This is a genomic window from Rhodococcus sp. 14-2470-1a (assembly GCF_002259425.1).
In the GTDB taxonomy this organism is placed as follows: domain Bacteria; phylum Actinomycetota; class Actinomycetes; order Mycobacteriales; family Mycobacteriaceae; genus Rhodococcoides; species Rhodococcoides fascians_E.
Genome location: NZ_NPFZ01000034.1, coordinates 90,213 through 112,230, shown reverse-complemented (window position 1 = coordinate 112,230; position 22,018 = coordinate 90,213). Strand labels below are relative to the sequence as shown.

At 65.4% G+C, this 22,018-nt stretch carries 20 protein-coding genes; 14 read left to right on the top strand and 6 right to left on the bottom strand.

The features are described 5' to 3' along the window. Positions 1-8: 8 nt before the first annotated feature. The 7 genes from cobO to CH292_RS24365 are packed head-to-tail and all read left to right on the top strand — an operon-like array spanning position 9 to position 8,723. Positions 9-629, top strand: coding sequence for a cob(I)yrinic acid a,c-diamide adenosyltransferase (cobO, locus tag CH292_RS24395; RefSeq protein ID WP_094627125.1), 621 nt, complete (start codon positions 9-11; stop codon positions 627-629). Beyond that, positions 623-2,056, top strand: coding sequence for a cobyrinate a,c-diamide synthase (locus CH292_RS24390; RefSeq protein ID WP_179275199.1), 1,434 nt, complete (start codon positions 623-625; stop codon positions 2,054-2,056). Before cobO ends, CH292_RS24390 begins: the two co-directional genes overlap by 7 nt. Beyond that, entirely contained in the window at positions 2,053-2,415 is a 363-nt protein-coding gene (locus CH292_RS24385; RefSeq protein ID WP_019664211.1) for a cobalamin biosynthesis protein, read from the top strand. The genes CH292_RS24390 and CH292_RS24385 overlap by 4 nt, the downstream gene beginning before the upstream one ends. A gap of 46 nt (positions 2,416-2,461) precedes the next feature. After that, complete coding sequence (locus CH292_RS24380; protein WP_256978517.1) at positions 2,462-4,126, top strand: alkaline phosphatase D family protein; 1,665 nt, start codon at positions 2,462-2,464, stop codon at positions 4,124-4,126. 15 nt (positions 4,127-4,141) lie between these two features. Continuing rightward, the gene (locus tag CH292_RS24375) at positions 4,142-5,956 is read left to right on the top strand and encodes an ATP-binding cassette domain-containing protein (RefSeq protein ID WP_094655914.1); all 1,815 of its coding nucleotides are present in this window, start codon (positions 4,142-4,144) and stop codon (positions 5,954-5,956) included. A gap of 11 nt (positions 5,957-5,967) precedes the next feature. Further along, positions 5,968-7,209 carry a uroporphyrinogen-III C-methyltransferase gene (gene cobA, locus CH292_RS24370; RefSeq protein WP_019664208.1) on the top strand — a complete coding sequence of 414 codons (1,242 nt, stop codon included), beginning with the start codon at positions 5,968-5,970 and terminating at the stop codon, positions 7,207-7,209. A gap of 11 nt (positions 7,210-7,220) precedes the next feature. Continuing rightward, a complete protein-coding gene (locus CH292_RS24365) occupies positions 7,221-8,723 on the top strand; it encodes an MFS transporter (protein WP_094655913.1) in 1,503 nt (500 codons plus the stop codon). 30 nt (positions 8,724-8,753) lie between these two features. Here the strand turns inward: CH292_RS24365 and mgtE are convergent, their stop codons facing one another. Beyond that, positions 8,754-10,100 (bottom strand): magnesium transporter, encoded by a 1,347-nt coding sequence (gene mgtE / locus CH292_RS24360; protein WP_020110270.1) that lies wholly within the window; start codon positions 10,098-10,100, stop codon positions 8,754-8,756. A gap of 615 nt (positions 10,101-10,715) precedes the next feature. Between mgtE and CH292_RS29455 the strand changes: the two genes are divergently transcribed. After that, entirely contained in the window at positions 10,716-11,213 is a 498-nt protein-coding gene (locus tag CH292_RS29455) for a hypothetical protein (RefSeq protein ID WP_256978512.1), read from the top strand. An 8-nt stretch (positions 11,214-11,221) separates the two neighbouring features. On the opposite strand, the gene CH292_RS24350 is transcribed toward CH292_RS29455, so the two are convergent. Continuing rightward, positions 11,222-12,445: a DUF2786 domain-containing protein gene (locus tag CH292_RS24350; RefSeq protein WP_094655912.1), complete on the bottom strand. Its 1,224-nt coding sequence runs from the start codon at positions 12,443-12,445 to the stop codon at positions 11,222-11,224. Then, positions 12,442-13,185 carry a peroxide stress protein YaaA gene (gene yaaA, locus CH292_RS24345; RefSeq protein WP_094655911.1) on the bottom strand — a complete coding sequence of 248 codons (744 nt, stop codon included), beginning with the start codon at positions 13,183-13,185 and terminating at the stop codon, positions 12,442-12,444. Before yaaA ends, CH292_RS24350 begins: the two co-directional genes overlap by 4 nt. Positions 13,186-13,233: 48 nt before the next feature. Here yaaA and CH292_RS24340 point away from each other — a divergent pair, with 48 nt between their 5' ends. Together CH292_RS24340 and CH292_RS24335 are read left to right on the top strand one after the other, a co-directional pair. Next, positions 13,234-14,985: a proline--tRNA ligase gene (locus CH292_RS24340; RefSeq protein ID WP_094627141.1), complete on the top strand. Its 1,752-nt coding sequence runs from the start codon at positions 13,234-13,236 to the stop codon at positions 14,983-14,985. Positions 14,986-15,047: 62 nt separating this feature from the next. After that, positions 15,048-16,772 (top strand): acyl-CoA dehydrogenase family protein, encoded by a 1,725-nt coding sequence (locus CH292_RS24335; protein ID WP_094627143.1) that lies wholly within the window; start codon positions 15,048-15,050, stop codon positions 16,770-16,772. Here the strand turns inward: CH292_RS24335 and CH292_RS24330 are convergent. After that, the gene (locus tag CH292_RS24330; RefSeq protein WP_020110266.1) at positions 16,769-17,359 is read right to left on the bottom strand and encodes a TetR/AcrR family transcriptional regulator; all 591 of its coding nucleotides are present in this window, start codon (positions 17,357-17,359) and stop codon (positions 16,769-16,771) included. The genes CH292_RS24335 and CH292_RS24330 overlap by 4 nt on opposite strands. A 78-nt stretch (positions 17,360-17,437) precedes the next feature. Between CH292_RS24330 and CH292_RS24325 the strand changes: the two genes are divergently transcribed. After that, positions 17,438-18,931: a DHA2 family efflux MFS transporter permease subunit gene (locus CH292_RS24325; protein WP_019664199.1), complete on the top strand. Its 1,494-nt coding sequence runs from the start codon at positions 17,438-17,440 to the stop codon at positions 18,929-18,931. On the opposite strand, the gene CH292_RS24320 is transcribed toward CH292_RS24325, so the two are convergent. Then, positions 18,846-19,286 carry a ferritin-like domain-containing protein gene (locus CH292_RS24320; protein ID WP_094655910.1) on the bottom strand — a complete coding sequence of 147 codons (441 nt, stop codon included), beginning with the start codon at positions 19,284-19,286 and terminating at the stop codon, positions 18,846-18,848. The genes CH292_RS24325 and CH292_RS24320 overlap by 86 nt on opposite strands. Continuing rightward, positions 19,283-19,774: a hypothetical protein gene (locus CH292_RS24315; RefSeq protein ID WP_019664197.1), complete on the bottom strand. Its 492-nt coding sequence runs from the start codon at positions 19,772-19,774 to the stop codon at positions 19,283-19,285. The genes CH292_RS24320 and CH292_RS24315 overlap by 4 nt, the downstream gene beginning before the upstream one ends. A 136-nt stretch (positions 19,775-19,910) precedes the next feature. Here CH292_RS24315 and rimP point away from each other — a divergent pair, with 136 nt between their 5' ends. From rimP to CH292_RS24300, 3 genes are all read left to right on the top strand, one after another. Continuing rightward, on the top strand, positions 19,911-20,486 hold the full coding sequence (rimP, locus tag CH292_RS24310) for a ribosome maturation factor RimP (protein ID WP_027498559.1): 576 nt from the start codon (positions 19,911-19,913) through the stop codon (positions 20,484-20,486). After that, positions 20,483-21,493 (top strand): transcription termination factor NusA, encoded by a 1,011-nt coding sequence (gene nusA / locus CH292_RS24305; protein ID WP_019664195.1) that lies wholly within the window; start codon positions 20,483-20,485, stop codon positions 21,491-21,493. Before rimP ends, nusA begins: the two co-directional genes overlap by 4 nt. A 112-nt stretch (positions 21,494-21,605) precedes the next feature. Then, entirely contained in the window at positions 21,606-21,914 is a 309-nt protein-coding gene (locus tag CH292_RS24300; protein ID WP_020110262.1) for a YlxR family protein, read from the top strand. Positions 21,915-22,018: the final 104 nt, after the last annotated feature.

Here is a 22,018-nt window from a genome sequence, read left to right as displayed (position 1 = left end):
CGAGAAGCATGCCTCAGGGAGTTCCGCTTCCGGGATCGGTACCGCAGGACGGATTGACCACCCGGCAGCGTCGCAATCAACCGGTACTGGCCGTGCACACCGGGCCGGGCAAGGGGAAGTCGACCGCTGCGTTCGGGATGGCGTTACGCGCGTGGAATCAGGGTTTCGACGTGGGTGTGTTCCAGTTCGTCAAGAGCGCCAAATGGAAGGTCGGTGAGGAAGCGACCTTCACGATGCTCGGCGAACTCCACGAATCTTCGGGTGTCGGAGGCGCTGTCGAATGGCACAAGATGGGCGAAGGTTGGTCCTGGACCCGAAAGAAGGGGTCCGAGGTGGACCACGCTGCAGCCGCTGCCGACGGGTGGGCGGAGATCGCGCGGCGACTCTCGGAGCAGACGCACCGGTTCTACGTCCTGGACGAATTCACGTATCCGTTGAAGTGGGGATGGGTCGACGTCCACGAGGTCGTCGACGTGCTTCGGAGTCGGCCGGGTAATCAGCATGTCGTCATCACCGGCCGCGATGCACCTGCAGCGCTGATCGACGCGGCCGATCTGGTCACCGAAATGGCGAAGATCAAACATCCGATGGACGCGGGCCGCAAGGGCCAACGCGGAATCGAATGGTGACCACCTCCGTTCCCGCCGTCGTCATCGCCGCCCCGGCATCCGGGAGCGGAAAGACTACGGTGGCAACGGGTTTGATGGGTGCGCTGCGTGGTGCCGGGCGTCGTGTCGCCCCGTTCAAGGTCGGCCCCGATTACATCGACCCCGGCTATCATGCACTCGCGACCGGGCTCCCGGGCCGCAATCTCGACGCGGTCATGGTCAGCGCCCAGCGGATAGGTCCGCTGTATCGACACGGAAGCGCGGGCTGCGACATCGCCGTCGTCGAAGGCGTCATGGGCCTGTTCGACGGCAAGATCGACATGTCCGGTGGTGGCGCCGCCACAGCCGAGGGCTCCACGGCCGCCGTCGCAGCCATGCTCGGTGCGCCGGTCGTACTGGTCGTCGACGCACGAGGCCACAGTCAGAGTCTGGCCGCTGTGCTGCACGGGTTCTCGACGTTCGACACGTCCGTTCGCATCGGCGGCGTGATCCTGAACCGAGTGGGAAGTCCTCGTCACGAGGAGGTGCTCCGTCAAGCGTGCGAACGTGTCGGCGTGCCGGTTCTCGGGTCGCTGCCCCGGATGGCGGAACTGGCCGTGCCGTCCCGGCACCTCGGACTGATCACCGCGCTGGAGCACGGAGGCCGGGCACGGGCGGCCGTGGATGCGATGTCCGACCTCGTCACCGCACACGTGGACATCGCCGCGATCGTCGCACTGGCCCGCTCGGCGGTGCAGGATCGACCGTGGGACCCCGCGGGCGAGGTGGGCAGGCATTACGAGACCCGTCCCGTGGTGTCGATGGCGGGAGGGCCCGCCTTCACCTTCGGGTACGCCGAACACATCGAACTTCTCCGAGCGTCGGGAGCCGATGTCGCGGTGTTCGACCCACTGACGGACGGGCTGCCCGACGGCACATCCGGAGTCGTCGTCCCCGGAGGCTTTCCGGAGGAGCACGCCGAACAGCTGGCGTCGAACACCGCGTTGCTCGCCGACGTCCGCGCCGCAGCAGACCGCGGCATTCCGATCCACGCGGAATGCGCCGGGCTCCTGTACCTGGCGCGCGAACTCGACGGGCACTCGATGGCCGGAGTGCTCGACATCGAAGCACGCTTCGGCACGTCGCTCACTCTCGGTTATCGCGATGCGGTGGCGCTGGAGACGTCCGTTTTGTTCGACGCCGGGCAACGAGTGAGCGGGCACGAGTTCCATCGGACCCGGCTCGTGGATCAGGCGCCCTCGACCGACCTGCACTCCGCGTGGGGGTGGCGGAACCCCAGCGTGGCAGCGGAGCGGGCGTTCGTGCAGGAAGGATTCGTGCGCGGCGGTGTACACGCGTCGTACCTGCACACGCACCCGGCGGGCAGCCCGGAGTCGGTCCGTCGTTTCGTCGGTGCCTGCGCGACGTTCGCCTCCGCGCGTTCCCACGAGACCAGAGCGGGCGCGTGACGCCGGCGGCCACGCACGTGGTCGTGGGTATCGGAGCGACGTCGACGGCGTCGGTGGCGGATTGCCTCGCCGTCCTGCGTGACGTCGTACCGACGACGTTCACGATCGTGGCGTTGTCCACGCTGGAGTCGAAGGACGCTCAGATGCTTCCCGTCGCCGAGTCCCTCGGTGTGACGCTGCACCTGTGGTCCGCGGAGGAACTTGCGGCGGTGACGGTCACCGAACCGTCCGCTCGGACGCGGGCCGCCACCGGAACGCCCAGTGTCGCGGAGGCGGCGGCGCTGCGCGCAACCGAAGGACGCCTCGTACTCGCGAAGACGAGTGCCCGCGGTGTGACGGTCGCTGCAGCGCTGCTGTGACCGGCCACAGTGGCGCGTCGAGCGGACTCAGGGCATCGTGGTGACGATGACGTCTTCACCGCTCGTACTCGGTCCTCTCGTCCGCTATGTCGGTGCGCACGATGCAACGTTCTGGTTCGAGTTCGACCGGCCGGGGACCGTCCGAGTGACCACCGACACCGGTGTGCACGGTGAGGCTTCGACGTGGGGCGTTCACGGTCACCATTACGCGCTCGTCGCGCTCACCGATCTGCCTGCCGACACCGCCATCACCTACGACTCGACGTTCGACGGCCGCGTCGTCTGGCCCGAACCGGGTGCAACCGCGGCGATTCATACCATCGACCGGCACGGTCCGGTGACCTTCGCGTTCGGATCCTGCAGGCGCGGAGACAATTACAGCGACGAATCCCTACAGCGAATCGGCGCGGATGCGCTCGCGGGCCTCGGCACCCGCATGGCCGGGCAGGGACCGGAGGAGTGGCCGCAGGCGCTGCTCCTGCTCGGCGACCAGGTCTACGCCGACGACCCGTCGCCGGAGATCATCGAGAGGTTGCGCGCTCGACGAGCCGCGGGCGACGGTCCGGCGAGTGCCCGCGACACCGACGCGGCCGACGAGATCTGCGACTTCGAGGAGTACTCGTGGCTCTACCACGAGTCGTGGGGAGTCGAGCCGGTCAGGACGCTGCTCGCGAGCGTGCCGTCGTGCATGATTCTCGACGATCACGACCTGTGTGACGATTGGAACTCGTCGGCGTCGTGGCGCGCCGACATCGAGACCAGGCCCTGGTGGAAGGACCGTGTCGTGGGTGCGTTCTCGTCGTACTGGGTGTATCAGCACCTCGGTAATCTCTCGCCCGACGAGCTCGGTCGGGACGAGCTGTACGCACAGGTGAAGGTCGCTGCGACCGACTTCGATCGTGAACGCCTGCTCTCCGAGTTCTCGCTGCGAGTCGACGAGGTGCCCGAGACCGGCCGGTGGAGTTTCTACCGGGATTTCGGTGACACTCGGTTGATCATGATCGACTCCCGGTGCTCGCGTGACCTCGATCCGAGCCGGCGCGCGATGGTCGACGACGTCGAGTGGGCGTGGGTCAGGGAACGAGCGCTCGAGAAGTCTCCGCGGCACCTGCTCTTCGGCTCGTCACTGCCGTATCTGATGCTGCCCGCACTGCATCATCTCGAACAGTGGAACGAGGCTGTGGCACAGGGGAGCTGGGGCAAGCTCGCGGCGCGAGTAGGGGAGAAGCTCCGAATCGACCTGGATCTCGAGCACTGGGCCGCGTTCGGAAAGTCGTTCCTGGACATGGCGACGCTGGTGCGCGAGATCTCCAGAAGCGACGACGCACCCGCCAGCATCATGTGGCTTTCCGGCGACGTGCACTGCTCGTACGTCGCGCGAGCCGAGTTCGGGGTGGGCGGCGACGTTCCGGCGACGTACCAGTTGACGATGTCGCCGTTCCGCAACCCGCTGAACCTACCGATTCGTGCCGTGAACCGGCTGGCGATCAAACGTCCGGCCGCGCGGGTACTGGCTTCGCTCGCACGGGGAGCCAAGGTGCCGCCGCCCGACGTGAGTTGGGAAGCCGAGGCCGGGCCGTGGTTCGACAACGGCGTCATGCTTCTCACGACCGAGGGGGAGACGGCGCGGGTGAGCGTCGAGCATGCGCACGTCGATCCCGTCGGCCGACAGACCCTGACCACCACTCGAAAAATGACGTTGACTCCCTGACATAGATTTGTCGGCGTGGCTCACCTCGAACTGACCGACATCGACTACTTCCTGCCCGACGGCAGGCAGCTTCTCAGCGGCGTCGGATTCCGTGTCGGTGACGGCGCCAAGATGGCGTTGATCGGACCGAACGGCACAGGCAAGACCACGTTGACTCGCATCGTCTCCGGCGATATCGAGCCCGAGGACGGCGCCGTGACCCGATCGGGTGCGCTCGGAGTCATGCGTCAGTTCGTCGGGAGTGGAGCCGGCGGAGCGACCCGTGGGGTCGGGAGTGGAGCCGGCGGAACGACCCGTGGGGTCGGGAGTGGAGCCGGCGGAACGACCCGTGGGGTCGGGAGTGGAGCCGGCGGAACGACGGTTCTGGATCTGTTGCTGTCGGTGTCCTCGCTCGCGGTGCGCCGAGCCGCCGAGGCTCTGGACGAGGCCGAGAACGCGATGATGGAGGCGGACGACGAGAAGACGCAGATGAACTACGCTGCTGCGCTGTCCGATTGGGGCGATGTCGGAGGATACGATCTGGAACCGTTCTGGGACAAGGTGACGATGGCGGCGCTCGGTGCACCGTTCGACGTCGCGAAGTGGCGTGATGTGTCGACTCTGAGCGGTGGCGAGCAGAAGCGTGTCGTGCTCGAGGCGTTGTTCGCCGGTTCCGACGAGTTGCTTCTGCTCGACGAACCGGACAACTACCTGGACGTTCCCGGTAAGAGGTGGCTGGAGAAGACGATTCGTGAGTCGGACAAGTCCGTGCTCTTCATCAGCCACGACCGCGAGCTCATCGCGAATGCCGCCACCCGCATCGTCACTCTCGAACCGGGATTCAACGGGGCCACCTCCTGGGTCCACGGCGGAGGCTTCGCCACTTACTACGACGCGCGCGAGGACCGGAACGCCCGGCTCGACGAACTTCGCCGCCGCTGGGACGAGGAACGAGTGAAACTGCGGGCGCTCGTTCTCCGTTTGCGGGAGAAAGCGAAGTTCAACGACGGCATCGCCGCTCGCTATCAGGCAGCGCAGACGAGGCTCACGCGGTTCGAGGACGCGGGCCCTCCCGAGGCGGTTCCCCTGAAGCAGAAGGTGACGGTACGGCTGCACGGTGGGCGCACCGCGAAACGCGCGCTGGTGTGTACCGGACTGGAGCTGACCGGGTTGATGAAGCCGTTCGACACGGAGATCTGGTTCGGTGATCGGGTGGCCGTGCTCGGTTCCAACGGATCCGGCAAATCGCACTTTCTTCGGCTGCTGGCGGCGGGCGGTACCGACCCCGAGCGGGAGCACCTCCCGGTCCAGGAACTCGAGATCGCGCCCGTACCGCACAGCGGCACCGCCGTGTTGGGTGCGCGGGTGCGGCCAGGATTGTTCGCGCAGACTCACAGCAGGCCGGATCTCCACGGCAAGACGTTGCTGGACATCCTGCATCTCGGCAACGAGCACCGTGACGGAATGGGTCGCGAAGCCGCGAGCCGTGCACTCGATCGTTACGGCCTGTCACTCGCCGCAGAGCAGTTGTACGACAACCTGTCCGGTGGGCAACAGGCACGGATTCAGATCCTGCTGCTGGAACTGTCCGGCGCCACCCTGCTGCTCCTCGACGAACCGACGGACAACCTCGACCTGGTGTCCGCGGACTCGCTGCAGGACGCCATCACAGCATTCGAGGGAACGGTCGTCGCCGTCACCCACGACCGATGGTTCGCGCGCAGCTTCGACCGGTTCCTCGTCTTCGGATCCGACGGGCAGGTCCGCGAATCGAGTGAGCCCGTCTGGGACGAAACACGGGTCGAGCGCCCGCGAGGCCTGCGGGAGCGAGCACCCAAGGCAACGCGGTAGCGTTTCGTACCGTGAATGTCTCCACATCGAGTGAGTCCGACGCGACCGATTCTCCCTATCTGGTCGGCCTGAATCTGTCCGGACGGCGTGTTGTCGTCGTCGGCGGTGGCACTGTCGCGCAGCGTCGGCTGCCGTTGTTGATCTCCTCGGGTGCGGTGGTTCATGTCATCACTCGTGAGGCGACACCCGCGGTGGAGGGCTGGGCGACGGCTGGTCAGGTGACGCTGGACCTGCGGGACTATCGCGACGGAGACATCGCGGACGCGTGGTACGCGATCGCGTGCACCGACGAGGCCGAGACCAACGCGGCCATCGTCGCCGAGGCCGAACGGGCCAGAATCTTCTGCGTTCGCGCGGACGTCGCGCGCGACGGCACCGCGGTCACCCCGGCGTCGGCGGATTACGACGGACTCACGCTCGGTGTGCTGGCCGGGGGAGAGCACCGTAGGTCGGCTGCGGTGAGGACCGCGGTGCTCGAAGCTCTGCAGTCCGGTGTCGTCACCGACGCCGCACACGCCCCGCACACCGGCGTCGCACTCGTCGGCGGTGGCCCGGGTGATCCCGACCTCATCACCGTTCGCGGGCGTCGTCTGTTGACCTATGCCGACGTCGTGGTCACCGACAGGCTCGCGCCGCCGGAGTTGCTGGCCGAGCTCGGCCCACACGTCGAGGTCATCGACGCATCGAAGATTCCGTACGGACGCGCGATGGCCCAGGAGGCGATCAACCAGGCGCTGATCGACGGAGCGAAGGCAGGGAAGTTCGTCGTCCGGCTCAAGGGCGGGGACCCGTACGTCTTCGGCCGTGGTTACGAGGAACTCGAAGCTCTCACCGACGCGGGAATCCCGGTCACCGTCGTGCCGGGAATCACCAGTGCGATCTCCGTGCCGTCCGCTGCGGGCGTGCCGGTGACGCATCGAGGTGTGACTCACGAATTCGTCGTCGTCAGCGGACACGTCGCGCCGGACCACCCCGACTCTCTCGTCGACTGGGACGCACTGGCGCGACTCAAGGGCACGATCGTGCTCCTGATGGCCGTCGAGCGGATCGACAAATTCGCGGCGGTGCTGATGAACGGCGGACGAGCCGCGTCGACGCCGGTCCTCGTGGTCCAGGAGGGGACGATGCGTACCCAACGTGAGGTACGGGCGGACCTCTCCACAGTGGCCCAGAAGGTCAAGGACGAGGGCATACGTCCACCTGCGATCGTCGTAATCGGAACCGTTGCTGGTTTTTCTGTGAACTCTCGGTAACGTGAACCCCCGTGCCTGATCACACGCAGCCCGCAGCGCCCACGACGCAGATCGTCTACCCGGTCACCACCAGGGCATTCGGTCTGGCGATCATCGTTCTGAGCGGACTGCAGCTCATGGTGGTTCTCGACGGGACGGTCGCCAATCTGGCTTTGGCGCCGCTGCAGGCGGATCTGGGATTGAGCGACGCGGGTCGCAACTGGGTGTTGACGTCGTACGCACTGGCGTTCGGCGGCCTCATGCTTCTGGGGGGGCGCCTCGGCGATGCGTTCGGTCGCAAGAAGATGTTCCTCGGTGGCGTCGTGCTGTTCACCATCGCGTCGCTGTTGTGCGGGCTCGCCGTCAACGAAGCGACGTTGGTGGCCGCGCGCGCACTGCAGGGCGTGGGTGCGGCAGTGGCGTCGCCGACGGCCTTTGCGCTCGTGGCGACGACCTTCGCACCGGGCCCGGTGCGAAATCAGGCCATCGCCATCTACGCCGCGATGACCGGTGTCGGTTCCATCGCCGGACTCATCATCGGCGGTGCGCTCACTCAGGTGTCCTGGCGCTGGATCTTTCTGATCAACGTGCCGATCGGCATCCTGATCGTGATCCTCGCGGTGGTGTCACTGAAGGAAACCGCAGGCGTCCGCTTGGCCCTCGATTTCCCCGGAGCGATACTCGGCACCCTCGGCTGTACCGGCGTGGTCCTCGCGCTCAGCGAAGGCACCGAACTGGGGTGGCTCAGTCCACTGGTGGTCGGTTCGCTCGTCGCGGGTCTGATCCTGCTGGGTCTGTTCCTCGTCGTCGAGCGCCGAGCGGACAACCCGCTGCTCCCGTTTTCTCTGTTCGCGAGCAAAGACCGAGTCGCCACCTTCGTGGCGATCTTCTTCGCCGGCGGCGTCATGTTCTGCCTGGCCGCGTTCGTCGCCCTGTTCGTTCAGGACATCCTGGGCTACAGCCCGTTGGCGGCGGGCCTCGCGTTCGTTCCGTTCGCCTTCGGACTGGGCGCTGCCGCGTTCATCACCTCTCAACTCGTCGTACGTATTCAACCGCGATGGTTGGTCATGACCGGTGCGTTGATCATGATCGGGTGGCTTCTGTTCTCGGTGGCCACCATGGACGCCGATTCGTCGTACTTCCCCGGCATCTTCTTCCCGGTCATCGGCATCGGATTCGGCGTCGGCATGGCGTCGATCCCTCTTCCACTGTGCGCGATCGCCGGGGTGCAGGCCACCGAAATCGGCCCCTTGACCGCCATCGCCCTCGTCGCGCAGACACTCGGCGGCCCGGTGGCACTCGCGATCGTCGGCGCGCTGGTCACGTCCCGCACGCTGTCACTGGGGGGCACCACGGGCCCGGCGACCTTGATGAACGACGTTCAGCTCGGCGCCCTCAGCTCGGGCTACATGTTCGCGCTCTTCTGCTGCTCCATCCTCGCCGTCGTGGCAGGTCTCGCGGCATTCTTCATTCGCTTCACCCCCCAACAGGTCGCCCAGGCCCAGGCCGCGCAGGAAGACTCCCAATCGGCCTAGACACCCCAGCGGCCTAGACACCCCAGCGGCCTAGACGCCCAGCACGAGCTTCGCGATCGCGAAGTAGACGATCAATCCCGTTGCGTCGCAGAACGTCGAGATGAACGGCGTCGAGAACACGGCAGGGTCGACGCCGATCTTCTTGGCCAACAGTGGCATCGCGCCCCCGACAGTAGCTGCCAGAGTGCAGATCGCGAGGAGGGTGGATCCGATGACCAGGCCGAGATGCCAGTCGTAGACAAGGCCTGCGATCACGAATCCGAGCGTTCCGAGCATCGCGCCCATGGTTGCGCCCACGCGAATTTCGCGGAACAGTACCGCGCCGATATCGCGTGGGCGTACGTCGCCGACGGCAAGTGCACGAGTCACCGTGGTGGCGGCTTGGGATCCGGTGTTGCCACCGGTTCCGGTGAGCAGCGGAATGAACAGTGCGAGCGTCACCACCGCAGCCAGCGCATGCTCGAAGATTTCGAGTACTTGCACGGTGAGAATGGCGGACAGCGCGAGGACAAGCAGCCACACCACACGCGATCGCACGATGCTCAGCACCGGAGTGGCCAGGTACGGCCGGCGCAGAGGCTCGGTGCCGCCGGCACGAGCCGCATCTTCGTCCTCGGCATCTTCGAGAATGCGTGATGCCTGGTCGATGGTGAGGATGCCGATCAAGCGATTCTCCGAATCGACGACCACGACGGCTGGGCTTCGATGGTCGAGGCACGAACGGGCGGCTTCCTCGGCGGAGACGTCGGCCGTGACGACGGGCCGGCTCGTCGAGAGGTTCTCGACGACCGTCGCGGGGTCGGCGGTGGCAACGTCGGCGAGCGTCGCGACGCCGACGAGCCGTCGGCTGTCGTCGGTGATCGGAAGCAGATAGACGGACTCGGCACCGGCTCCGATCGCCCGCACCTGAGCCAGGGCCTCGTCCGCCGTCGTGGTGGGGCGGACACGGACGTACTCGGGGCTCATCCGTCGTCCGACGGACCCTTTCGCGTAGCCGAGCATCGGCGCGGTGAGCTCACGCTCCGTCCGTGAAAGTCCTTGCATCAACCGGTGCGCCACATTGGAGGGAAGTTCGTCGACGAGTTCGACGCGATCGTCGGGATCCAGTTCGGCGAAGAGGGTGACGACGTCGTCGTCTCGCAGCGCGGTGACGAGTTCGCTGCGGACCGATGCGTCGAACTGCTCGAACACATCGAGTGCGCGATCCTTCGGCAGCAATCGGTACAGCACCGCGCGTTCGGCCGAGTCCGTACGTTCGAGAATCCGCGCTGCGTCGGCAGGCGGCAGGTCCGCGACGAGTTGGGACATGCCGGCGAGATCTTTCGCGCGAAGCAGTTCCGTCGAGCGGGTGATGACGTCGTCGAGAGTGTGGTGCACTCGTTTCATTGTGCCTGGGAGTCGAGTCTGCTGTGACGGTGCGTCTGCCGACGGGATATTCAGGTGCGCAGCTGTACAGGTCGGCGGGTGAATGCTTCGTCGGATACGAAGTTGCACGGGCGTCCAGGAATTCATCCACAGGACCCCGGTTCATTCACAAAAAACGAGATGGTTCGAATGCGGTGCGCGTTTCGGTGAAGAGTATGTACGCATGCAACCAGACTCTTTCGGGTTGATCTCCCGAACCGCCGCGATTGCTGCGGGATACTCCAACACGGATCTGCAAAGGCTTTGTTCGCGAGGCGAACTGCAGCGACTGGTGCCCGGCCACTACACGAGTCGCGGATTCTACGATTCGCTCGATGCGGGCAGAAGCACCGGCTTCTCACGGTCGCGACCCTGCGAGCGAACTCCGAAGATGCGATCGCGAGCCATATTTCGGCTGCTGTCGTGCACGGACTCGATCTGTGGAATACCGACCTGGGTCGTGTACATCTCACGGTTCCCGGTGGGCACGGCCGAACCACCCGGCGCCTGCACGTGCACACGGGTGCCGTGCCCACCGGATCCGTTACGATAGTGGACGGAGTGCCGGTCACTACATTAAACCGGACTGTGAGCGACTGCGCCCGAATCATCGACCTCGATCATGCTGTGGTGATCGGTGATTCAGGCCTCCGATCGAAGAAGGTGTCCGCGGGCCAGTTACGTGCTGCGGTCGAATGCTCGGCTCGTTCGGCTGGAGTCGGTGCTGCTCGGCGGGCTGTGGCAGCGATGAACGGCCTCAGTGAAAGCCCGGGGGAGTCGTCGAGCAGGCTGCGGATGGTGGAGTTCGGATTCCCGGAACCCGCACTGCAGCAGGTGCTTCGGGTCGGGGTAAGGTTCCTCGCACGAGTGGACTTCTTCTGGAAGCGGTGGCGAATCGTCGGCGAATTCGATGGTCTCGGCAAATACAACGACGGTGAGACCACGGTCAAGGAGAAGCAGCGCGAGGACGAACTTCGCGATCACGCGTTGGAAGTCGTCAGGTGGGGGTGGAAGGACCTGTGGGCTTTCGGGCAGGTGCGTGAAAAGTTCGATCGGGCGCGGCGGCGGGCCGAACGACGACGATGACGGTCGACTCAGGTCAGCTCTGCCTCGTCGGCAGCGGTTTGCCCCGAATGCCATCCCTCGGCGTCGAGTCGTGGCCCCCGCATCGCTCTGACGTTGGGGAACAACCGATCGAATTCCTCTTCGACGGCCGCAGTCTGTGCGGCGAGCATCGGGAGCAGGCTTCCCGACTGTTCTGTCGCCTCCTCGAGGGCGAGTGCGCCGACGTCGGCGAGACGCTCGCCGATCCTGACGGCATAGGCGAACAGAAACGCCTTGCCGAACGCTGCGGATGCAGCCCCTTTGCGTCGCTTGGCTTTCGGCGAGTGCGACAGTGCCCGCGTCGCCTGGACGAGCAACGAGGTGAACAGCAGTTCGGTCTGCTCGACGTCGACGGGGGAGCCGACGAGAGTAGCGACGGCGAACTCGGGATCCCAGATGGACTTGACCCGATTGACGTCGCCGACGGCGTGCAGCAGCTGTGCTTTCGCAGGTGCATGAGGGTTGTCGACGTGGAGTCGACGGCTGATCACGTCGACGTTGCCTTCGGTCAACAGCAGCGAGTCGATCGAGTACCGCGTCATCAGTTCCTGCGCCTTGGCGGTCAGGGTCTCGGCTTCTTCTTCGAAGTCGGTGGCGTCCGCCTTCGCGAGCAGTCCGCGGATCCTGCCGAGCACCTTGCCGTTCGGTGATTCACCGGTCGTCACGCCGCGGTCCATGCGAGGAGCACGCTTGCGTGGCCACTGTGAGGGCAGCGGCCCGATCTGCGGCCATCTCGGCAATTGTTGCCACTGCCCCAGAAGCGCGAGCACCGCGATCCATTGATCACTGGCAGCGATGTAGTCCGATTTTCCGCTCGCCGACAACTGTGCCGCCAGGAAGCTCGGAGACGCTTCGACTCGGGCCGCAGCTTTGGGATACGCGGCACAGATCTCCGAGAGCTGATCGACCCAGCTCTGCGGCGCACGGTCGTCGGCGTCGGTCAGATCCGATTGGTGCAGAATTGCCGCTGCCGCAAGCGAAGACACAGCGACGGTTTGTTGGCGTCGCACGATGTGCAGCAGGTCGAACGGTTGCCATCCTGCTTCGTACATCGTCTGGATCATGTTGGTGAGCGCCAGCGACCCGAGTGCCTGCGGGTCGAACTCGTCGAGCGCGATCAACCGGTCGGCGATGTCGTCGACGAGTCGCAGGTCCTTGCTGCGGCCGTATGAAGCGTCGGCGCCCTGCCGCAGCAGCGAAGGAACCGGGTTCATTCGGTGAGCACGATCAACTCGGTCGGCGAGGCGACCTCTACGCGAAGCCCGGACTTCGCTGCGACCCGTGCCACTCCCTTGACGTCCTTCGGTTCGGCGGTCGTCAGCGTCAGTGCGCGCGCCAGCAGGCCTTTGTGGTGCTTGTTGAAGTGGCTGACGACGGACCGGGTGCCGTCGAGCTTCTCGGTGAGAACGGTCGCCGTGACCGCCCCTGGGACCGGACCCAGCTGCTGATACGTCCCGGATCGAAGGTCGACCACCAGATCGTCGGCCTCGGCCAGAAGTGCCTCGGTCAGGTCCGGCTTCCACAGTGAGCGCAGCGTGCCGAATCCGGGAATCTTCGACCCGCCGGACAAGCGGTACGACGGGATGGGATCGGTCGCGCGCACCGCTCCGAACAGGGCGGAGCCGATCCACAGGCGTGCCGCGGCCCGGGCGCGGCCTGCACGCGTGAACGAACGGGCGTCGAGTGCGTCGTACAGCACGCCGGTGTAGCGGCTGAGAGCAGGAGCGGTCGGCGACGTCCACAGCGCCGCGTTGCGCTGGATCTCGTCGGCCTGGGTCGGACCGAGTCCGAGGGCTGCGCTCGAGGCCTCGACGTCCGCAGCCAACTCGACCAGGGCATCCGCGAGTTTCTGCCGCAACGGGGTGAGGTCCGGCAACGACAGCTGGTCGAGGTCGAGAGGTGATCCCACACCGCCGTCGGACTTGGTTTCGGAAGGTGGGAGCAGGATGAGCACGGGGAGCAACGTTACCGTTTCGCTGGGCACCGACTACGCTCGTACCCCGTGATCACCCGTCTTTCGCAGTTGTTCCTTCGTACCCTCCGCGACGACCCCGCCGACGCCGAGGTCGACAGCCACAAGCTTCTGGTTCGTGCCGGCTACGTCCGTCGTATCGCGCCGGGTGTCTACTCGTGGCTGCCGCTGGGTCTGAAGGTGCTCCGGAAGATCGAGAACGTCGTCCGTGAAGAGATGAATGCGATCGGCGCACAAGAGATCTCGTTGCCTGCCCTGCTGCCTCGTGAACCGTACGAGTCCACCAATCGATGGACCGAGTACGGCGACGCGCTGTTTCGGCTGAAGGACCGCAAGGGCAACGACATGCTGCTCGGTCCGACGCACGAGGAACTGTTCGCGCTCACGGTCAAGGGTGAGTACAACTCCTACAAGGACCTGCCGGTCACCCTGTACCAGATTCAGAACAAGTACCGCGACGAGGAGCGTCCCCGCGCAGGCGTTCTGCGTGGTCGTGAGTTCATCATGAAGGACTCGTACTCCTTCGACCTCGACGAGGACGGGTTGAAGGCGTCCTATCACGCCCACCGCGAGGCCTACCAGCGCATCTTCGCGCGGCTCGGTATCAAGTACGTCATCGTCGCGGCCACGTCCGGCGCGATGGGCGGCAGTGCCTCCGAGGAGTTCCTCGCCGAGAGCGAGGTCGGTGAGGACACCTACGTTCGTTGCGTCGAGTCCGGCTATGCAGCCAACGTCGAAGCCGTCACCACCGCCCGCCCGGACTCGCTGCCCATCGAGGGTCAGCCCGAGGCGGTCGACTACGAGACCGGCGAGACCCCGACCATCGCGACACTGGTCGACTGGGCCAACAGCGCAGATCTCGGCCGGACCGTCACCGCCGCGGACACGCTGAAGAACATTCTGCTCAAGGTGCGCCAGCCCGACGGTGAGTGGGAACTGCTCGCCGTCGGCGTCCCCGGAGACCGCGAGGTGGACGAGAAGCGTCTCGAGGCGTCGCTCGAGCCCGCCGAGTACCAGTTGCTCACCGACGCGGACTTCGAGGCCAACCCCTTCCTGGTCAAGGGGTACATCGGGCCTCGTGGCCTGCAGGCCAACGGTGTTCGGTATCTCGTCGACCCCAGGATCGTCGACGGAACGTCGTGGATCACCGGCGCGGACGTCAAGGGCAAGCACGTGGCGAACCTCGTGGCCGGCCGCGACTTCACTCCGGACGGGACCATCGAGGCGGCCGAGGTGCGCGACGGTGACATGTCGCCGGACGGACGCGGACCGCTCGTCAGCGCGCGCGGAATCGAGATCGGCCACATCTTCCAGCTCGGCTACAAGTACACCGACGCGTTCACAGTGGACGTTCTCGGTGAGAACGGCAAGCCGGTGCGCCTCGTACAGGGTTCCTACGGTGTCGGTATCACGCGTGCCGTAGCCGTGGTGGCCGAGCAGATGCACGACGACAAGGGCCTGCGTTGGCCTGCGGAGATCGCGCCGTACGACGTTCACTTGGTCATCGCGAACAAGGACGAGGCTGCGCGCGACGGTGCCGAGGCGATCGCGTCGGAGTTGAACGTGCAGGGACTCGACGTCCTGTTCGACGACAGGAAGGCGTCGCCTGGCGTCAAGTTCAAGGACTCCGAGCTGCTCGGCATGCCTCTGGTGGTCGTCGTCGGCCGAGGATGGGCCGACGGCAAGGTCGAGATGCGCGACCGCTTCACCGGCGAGAGCGTCGAGTTGGACAAGGCGACGGCCGCTGCCGAGATCGTGAAGGCTGTTCGCCGTAGAGACTGATTCGCCACCCTGGTCGGTTACTCGCTGGTAGCTTCTAGCTAACCGACCAGGGAGAGATAACAATGGCGTCGCAGGTTTCTTTGTTCGATCCCACGAAGCTGGACACGTCGACACTCGACGACGAGTCAGCGCGGCAACTTCGGTCTTTGATCGACTGGTTCGAGGATCGAGGTAAGGCGAGGTTGCTCTCCGACGACCTCGACGCGGTCTGGACGGCGGACTTTCTCGCGTTCGTCGCGAAGGAGAAGCTGTTCGCCACGTTCTGCACGCCTGCTGCGCATGCGGACGGTGATCCGAACAAGCGATGGGATGCGTCGCGCAACGCGGTGCTCAGCGAGATCCTCGGCTTCTACGGCCTGTCCTACTGGTATGCGTGGCAGGTCACCGTCCTCGGGCTGGGTCCTGTCTGGATGAGCGACAACGACGCAGCCAAGCGTCGGGCCGCTGCGTTGCTGGACGAGGGCGGCGTCGCCGCGTTCGGTCTGTCCGAGCGGGCACACGGTGCCGACGTCTATTCGACCGACATGCTTCTGGCTCCGGGCGGAGGAGACGGCGTCGAGTTCACGGCGTCGGGCGAGAAGTACTACATAGGCAACGGCAATGTGGCAGGGACTGTGTCCGTGTTCGGTCGTCGCACCGATGTCGAGGGTCCCGAAGCGTACGTCTTCTTCGTTGCGGACAGCGGCCATGACGGATACGTGTTGCGAGACAACGTGGTTCACGGTCAGATGTTCGTCAGCACGTTCGCGCTCGAGAACTACCCGGTCCGTGCCGAGGACATTCTGCACACCGGCGCCGACGCGTTCTCCGCGGCGCTGAACACCGTCAACGTGGGCAAGTTCAACCTGTGCACGGGGTCGATCGGCATCTGCGAGCACGCCTTTCACGAGGCAATCACCCACGCGCACAATCGCATCCTCTACGGCAACCGGGTCACCGAATTTCCGCACGTGAGAGCAAGTTTCGTCGATGCGTACGCGCGGCTGATCGCCATGAAACTGTTCAGCGCTCGTGCCCTCGATTACTTCCGATCCGCGTCGGCGGAGGACCGTCGGTATCTCCTGTTCAATCCGATGACCAAGGCCAAGGTCACGTCGGAGGGCGAAACCGTGGTTCGTACACTGCACGACGTCATCGCGGCGAAGGGGTACGAGAAGAACACGTACTTCAGGGAGGCGGCGCAACTGATCGGTACGTTGCCCAAACTCGAAGGCACGGTCCACGTCAACGTGGCGTTGATGCTCAAGTTCATGCCGGCGTACATGTTCGCGCCCACGGAGTTTCCGGCGGTCGAGGTTCGCGACGACGCGTCGGACGACGCCTTCTTCTTCGCTCAGGGACCGGCGCGCGGCGCGAGCAAGGTCCGGTTCCAGGACTGGGTGCCCGTGTACGAGAAATACTCGGCCGTGCCCAACGTCGGGCGCTTCTACGAGCAGGTGTTGGCGTTCAGGCAGTTTCTGACCGAGTCGGCGCCCAACGAGGAGCAGCAGCGTGATCTCGATTTCCTACTGAACGTCGGGCATCTGTTCTCGCTCGTGGTCTACGGTCACTTGATTCTCGAGAGCGCGGACGCGGTGTCGACCGAAGTTCTCGATCAGATCTTCGACTTTCAGGTACGCGATTTCTCTGCGTATGCCGTTGCGTTGTACAGCAAGCCGTCCTCGACGGAGGCGCAACAGGCATGGGCTGTCGGCGCGCTGCGCAAACCCGTCGTGAACGCCGCGAGATTCGACGCGGTGTGGGGTGAGGTTCTGGCGTACGACGGGGTCTACGAGATGCGGCCCTAGCCCGAGGTCTTGACGAACTGGGCCAGCTTCGGCCCGAACGCGCAATCGGCGAGTTCGGCGAGGGGAGACTCCTCGGTCGAGTGTTCGACTGCCTGGATGGCCAGCAGGCAGTTGAGCAACATGCCGTGCGCGATGAAGTCGCGGGCCTCGTCGGGCGTGCACCCGGTGCGTCCGCGTATCTGGGTGTAGATCGCGGACATGCCGTCACGCGCTTGGGTCCCGATCTCCGGTGTGGTGCTCGCGGTGAAACCGTGCATCATGACCAGCAGAAGGTCTCGGTCGGTGACGAGGGCCGCGTACGCCCGACCCAGTGCGGGCCAGACGTCGGACTCCGACGGTGACTCGTCGAGAACGCGATCGAACGCGCGCATGATCCCGTCGATCGCGCGCTGGAACACGAGGCGAAACAATTCGCTCTTGGTGCCGAACATCCGGACGACGTAGGGCTGAGACACGCCCGCTTCCTTGGCGACGGCGTCGGTGCTGGTTCCGGCGTAGCCGCCCCGGGCAAATGCTCGAGTGGCAGCGTCGAGCACCAATTCACGGCGATCGGCTGCGTCCATGCGGGTGGTCTTCGGCGCTGGCATGTTGACAGGTTATCAGTTGATAACTAGCGTTCCGATTCAAGTAATCATTCGATGCTTACATAACTCGGAGGCTTTCTCATGTCCACGAAGACAGCTCCGCCAAGGATCGATACCGAACGGCGAATTCCGATCTGGGTCGGGATTCTCGCCGCGTCGCTACCGATGTTCATGGCGACCCTCGACAACCTGGTGATGACCAGTGCGCTCCCGGTGATCCAGGCAGACCTGTCGGCCTCGGTCGGAGAACTGCAGTGGTTCATGAACGCGTACACGCTCAGCTTCGCGACGCTGATGCTCGCAGCCGCGACGCTCGGCGACCGGTGGGGCCGCCGCAACGTCTTCCTCGGGGGCATCGCCGTGTTCACGATCGCCTCGATCGGTTCCGCACTTGCGACGACACCGGCGATGCTCATCGCCGCCCGAGCGATTCAGGGCGTGGGAGCCGCCGCGATCATGCCGCTGTCGCTGACGCTCCTCGCCGGAGTCGTACCCGCCGCGAAACGTGCACTGGCCATCGGGATCTGGGGCGGAGTGTCCGGTCTCGGTGTCGCGCTCGGTCCGGTCGTCGGCGGCGCGGTCGTGGACGGCATCTCGTGGGAGGCCATCTTCTGGATCAATGTCCCCGTGGCACTCGTCGCGGTGCCACTCGCCCTCGTGGCGCTGAAGGAGTCCTACGGACATCGTCAGCCGCTGGACCTCGTCGGAATCCTGCTCGCGGGCGCGGGTGTCTTCCTGCTGGTGTGGGCGGTGGTGCACGGAAACGAGGACGGCTGGGCCTCGACGACGGTGCTTCTCTCGTTCGTCGGATCGGCGGTGTCCATGGTGGCGTTCGTGTTACGTCAGAGGTCGACGGAACATCCGGTCGTTCCACTTCGGTTGTTCCGCTCTCGCAGTTTCTCCGTCGCCAACATCATCGGTGTGTCGTTCACTCTGGGGATGTTCGGCGCGGTCTTCCTTCTGTCTCAGTATCTGCAGATCGTCATGGGATACACACCGTTCCAAGCAGGACTGCGGACGTTGCCGTGGACGGCTGCCCCGATGATCGTGGCACCCCTCGCAGGTGTGTTGGCACCCCGGCTGGGTCTACGGACGCTGCTCGTCGCAGGTCTGACGTTGCAGTCCGGAGCCTTGGTGTGGATGGCGGCGATACTGGAACCGGGAACGACGTACATCAGCATGGTTCCCGCCCTGGCCATGGCCGGAATCGGAATGGGCCTCACGTTCGCGCCGTCGGCGACGGCGGTGCTCACCGACATGGCCGACGTCGATCACGCCACGGCCAGCAGCACCAACTCGACCATTCGCGAGATCGGTATCGCGCTCGGAATCGCTGTTCTCACAGCGGTCTTCCTGGGCAGCGGGGGATCGTTGACTCCCACCGGATACACCGATGCGCTGGCGCCCGCGCTGTTGGTCGGCGCCGCAGCAGTCGCGGTCGGGATTCTGGCCGCACTGTTCATGCCCTCGGGCATCGGCGCGACGACGCCTACGGCTGACCCGGAAACGCCACCGTCGACGGAACCACTCCCAGGATCGTCCGCCAGTTCGCAAGTCGCAGCGCAGCTTCGGTGAGTGCAGTGATTCCGATCTCGCGCGTGGGGCCGGACCGGCTGCGCTCGATCACCGAGCGCCACGCGACGGACGTGTCCGCCTCGGCCTGAGCCGCCAATTGGGCCGCGGTGACGGGGTCGGTCACCGGAAACGGCGTCGCGTACGCGGTCGCGGGCTGCGGCGGGGTGACGCTCGCCGCAGTCAACGCGTCGATGGTGGCGTCACGTCGCGCCCGATGAGCCGCCGTGTAGGTCGCCACCAGTTCCGCCCGCGCAGGATTGGAAAATGCCCCGACGATCCCGTAGGCGAACACCGCGGCATACTCGGCCTCCAGCGCATCGACGAGCGCCTGCTGCTCTTCACCGAGTTCGTTCACGCCAACACCACCTTCACCGAGGTCGTGCACGCGGCGCTGATCGATCCCAGCAGGCCGGCGCGGAAGCCGGATTCGTTGCGTGCCGAATCAGCGGCGCTGCGTGCCGAATCGGTGAGGGCCGCCACCAGTTCGTCCCACGTCGGAGTCGGGCCATCGGTCGTGGTGGAGGTCGCAGGCGTGGTCGTCGACCCGCCTGCGACGCGGTCGATCTCCGTCGCCAATGCGTCGGCATGCGCGGTGCGCTCGAGTTCCACGACCGACAGTGCAGCAGCACGATCCGGGATCGAGGCGGCGAGTGCCGCGGCCGATCGCGCGTCCTGACGAGCCTGCCGCAGGTGGGTGGTGAGTGTGTCCACCGTCTCGGCGGTGTCCTCGCCCGGCGTGCAGGCCGTGACCGAGGTGAGCCCGGCCGCCGCGAGGGCCGCCCCCGCTACCAGTCGAAACGACGCGCGACGTGTGAGTGGGCGAGATAGCGCGGGCGTCAGCACGCGTCCATGCTGCCAGGTCTCACTTTGCCGGTGCGCACCCGCACCTGGTCACGGGCCGCCGCGATGGGCGCTAGGCTGTACGTTCACCGTCTGAGGAACCGATCCGCCCACAACTTCACGAGGAGTGCACACCACGATGCCTGTTCCGTCCAAGGAGAGGGTCGTCGAGCTCCTGTCCGACCTGATCGACGCACACGGTTTCGACCTCGAGGACGTCACCGTCGTCGCAGCCGGCAAGCACAGTGCCGTTCGGATCATGGTCGACCGTGAACAGGGAATCGATCTCGACACTCTGCCGTCGCTCAGCCGTGAGATCTCCGACGTGTTCGACGGGGTGTCGGACTTCGGCGAGGCGCCGTACACACTCGAAGTCACCACTCCCGGAATCGACCGACCTCTGACGCTGGAACGGCATTGGCGTCGGGCACGGGGTCGAGCGGTACGGATCGAGTTGCCGGACGAGAAGTTCGACGCCAGGATCGGCGCACTCGACACGGGCGTCGTGACGGTCGTGACGAAGACGAAGGGTGTTCTGTCGACGCGCCGGGTGGCGCTGACGGACGTCGTGAAAGCAGTTGTGCAGGTGGAATTCTCGCGGCCCAAGCCCGAGGAGATGGAATTGGCGGGCGGCGTCGTGGACGGCCGGCCGGCGCCGGCCGACGCCGAGAACACCGTGAACGTGGAAGAACCGGAAGAAGGGTCCGACAAGTGAATATCGACATTGCCGCGCTGCGCGCCATCGAGGCGGACAAGGGTATCTCGATCGAGACGGTCATCTCGACCATCCAGACCGCTCTGTTGACCGCATACCGCCACACGGAAGGTCATCAGCAGCACGCCTGGATCGACGTCGACCGCAAGAGCGGCTCGGTGAAGGTGATGGCCAAGGAGATCGACGAGGACGGGAACACGATCTCGGAGTGGGACGACACTCCCGAGGGATTCGGCCGCATCGCAGCGACCACTGCTCGCCAGGTCATTCTCCAGCGTCTGCGTGACGCCGAGCACGAGCGCTCCTTCGGAGAATTCTCGACGCACGAAGGCGAGATCGTCGGCGGCGTCATCCAGCGAGACACGCGTGCCAACGCGAAAGGCACCGTGATCGTCCGGATCGGAAGCGACGCCAACGGCGCCGACGGACTGTTGCCTCCCGCCGAGCAGGTTCCGGGCGAGTCGTACGAGCACGGTGAACGCATCAAGTGCTACGTCGTGGGCGTCGCGCGCGGAAACCGTGGACCTCAGATCACTCTGTCGAGAACCCACCCGAATCTCGTGCGCAAGTTGTTCGCCCTCGAGGTGCCCGAGATCGCGGACGGTTCCGTCGAGATCATCGCCGTCGCTCGCGAGTCCGGTCACCGGTCGAAGATCGCGGTGACCTCCACGGTGTCCGGCCTCAACGCCAAGGGCGCGTGCATCGGTCCGATGGGTCAGCGTGTGCGCAACGTGATGAGCGAGCTGGCGGGGGAGAAGATCGACATCATCGACTTCGACGAGGACCCCGCCCGCTTCGTCGGGAATGCTCTGTCGCCGTCGAAGGTTGTATCGGTGACGGTGGTCGACGCGGCCGCTCGTGCCGCACGCGTCATCGTCCCCGATTACCAGCTGTCTCTGGCGATCGGCAAGGAAGGGCAGAACGCTCGATTGGCTGCCCGTCTGACCGGATGGAGAATCGATATCCGCAGCGACGCTGCCGTGGCACCCGAGGCGACCAGCGGGTAAAGACAGAATGCGGGGTTCGGGGCAATACAGCGGTAGAGTAGTCGGTGGTTCGGAATTGAACTCCACGCCCTTCCGTCATGGGAGCACCGGTTCGACGCCTACACGTCTGCCGGTGCGCACCTGTGTCGGATGCAAGGAGCGGGTTCCGGCAGTCGATCTGCTGCGAGTCGTGGTCGGTCGGACGGGTGATTCGGATTCCTCGGAATTCGTGATCGTCCCGGACGTCCACCGCAGGCTTCCAGGTCGGGGCGCGTGGCTGCATCCCGTCTCGGAATGTCTGGTCAATGCGGAACGACGCCGAGCATTCGGCAGAGCACTACGAGTACAAGGAGTGGTCGACGTGACCGCGGTGAAAGCCTTCATCGGAAACGGTGTGGAGGCAGACACCGAGGGACCGGTGGCTCCGAATACAGAGCAGTGAATGCAGAGCTACACCCGTCGAGAAGAACAGGCAACAGCACTGATGAGCACACCGTGAAGCACCAACGATGAACGTCCATCGGAGATAACCCGAGGTCGTGCGGG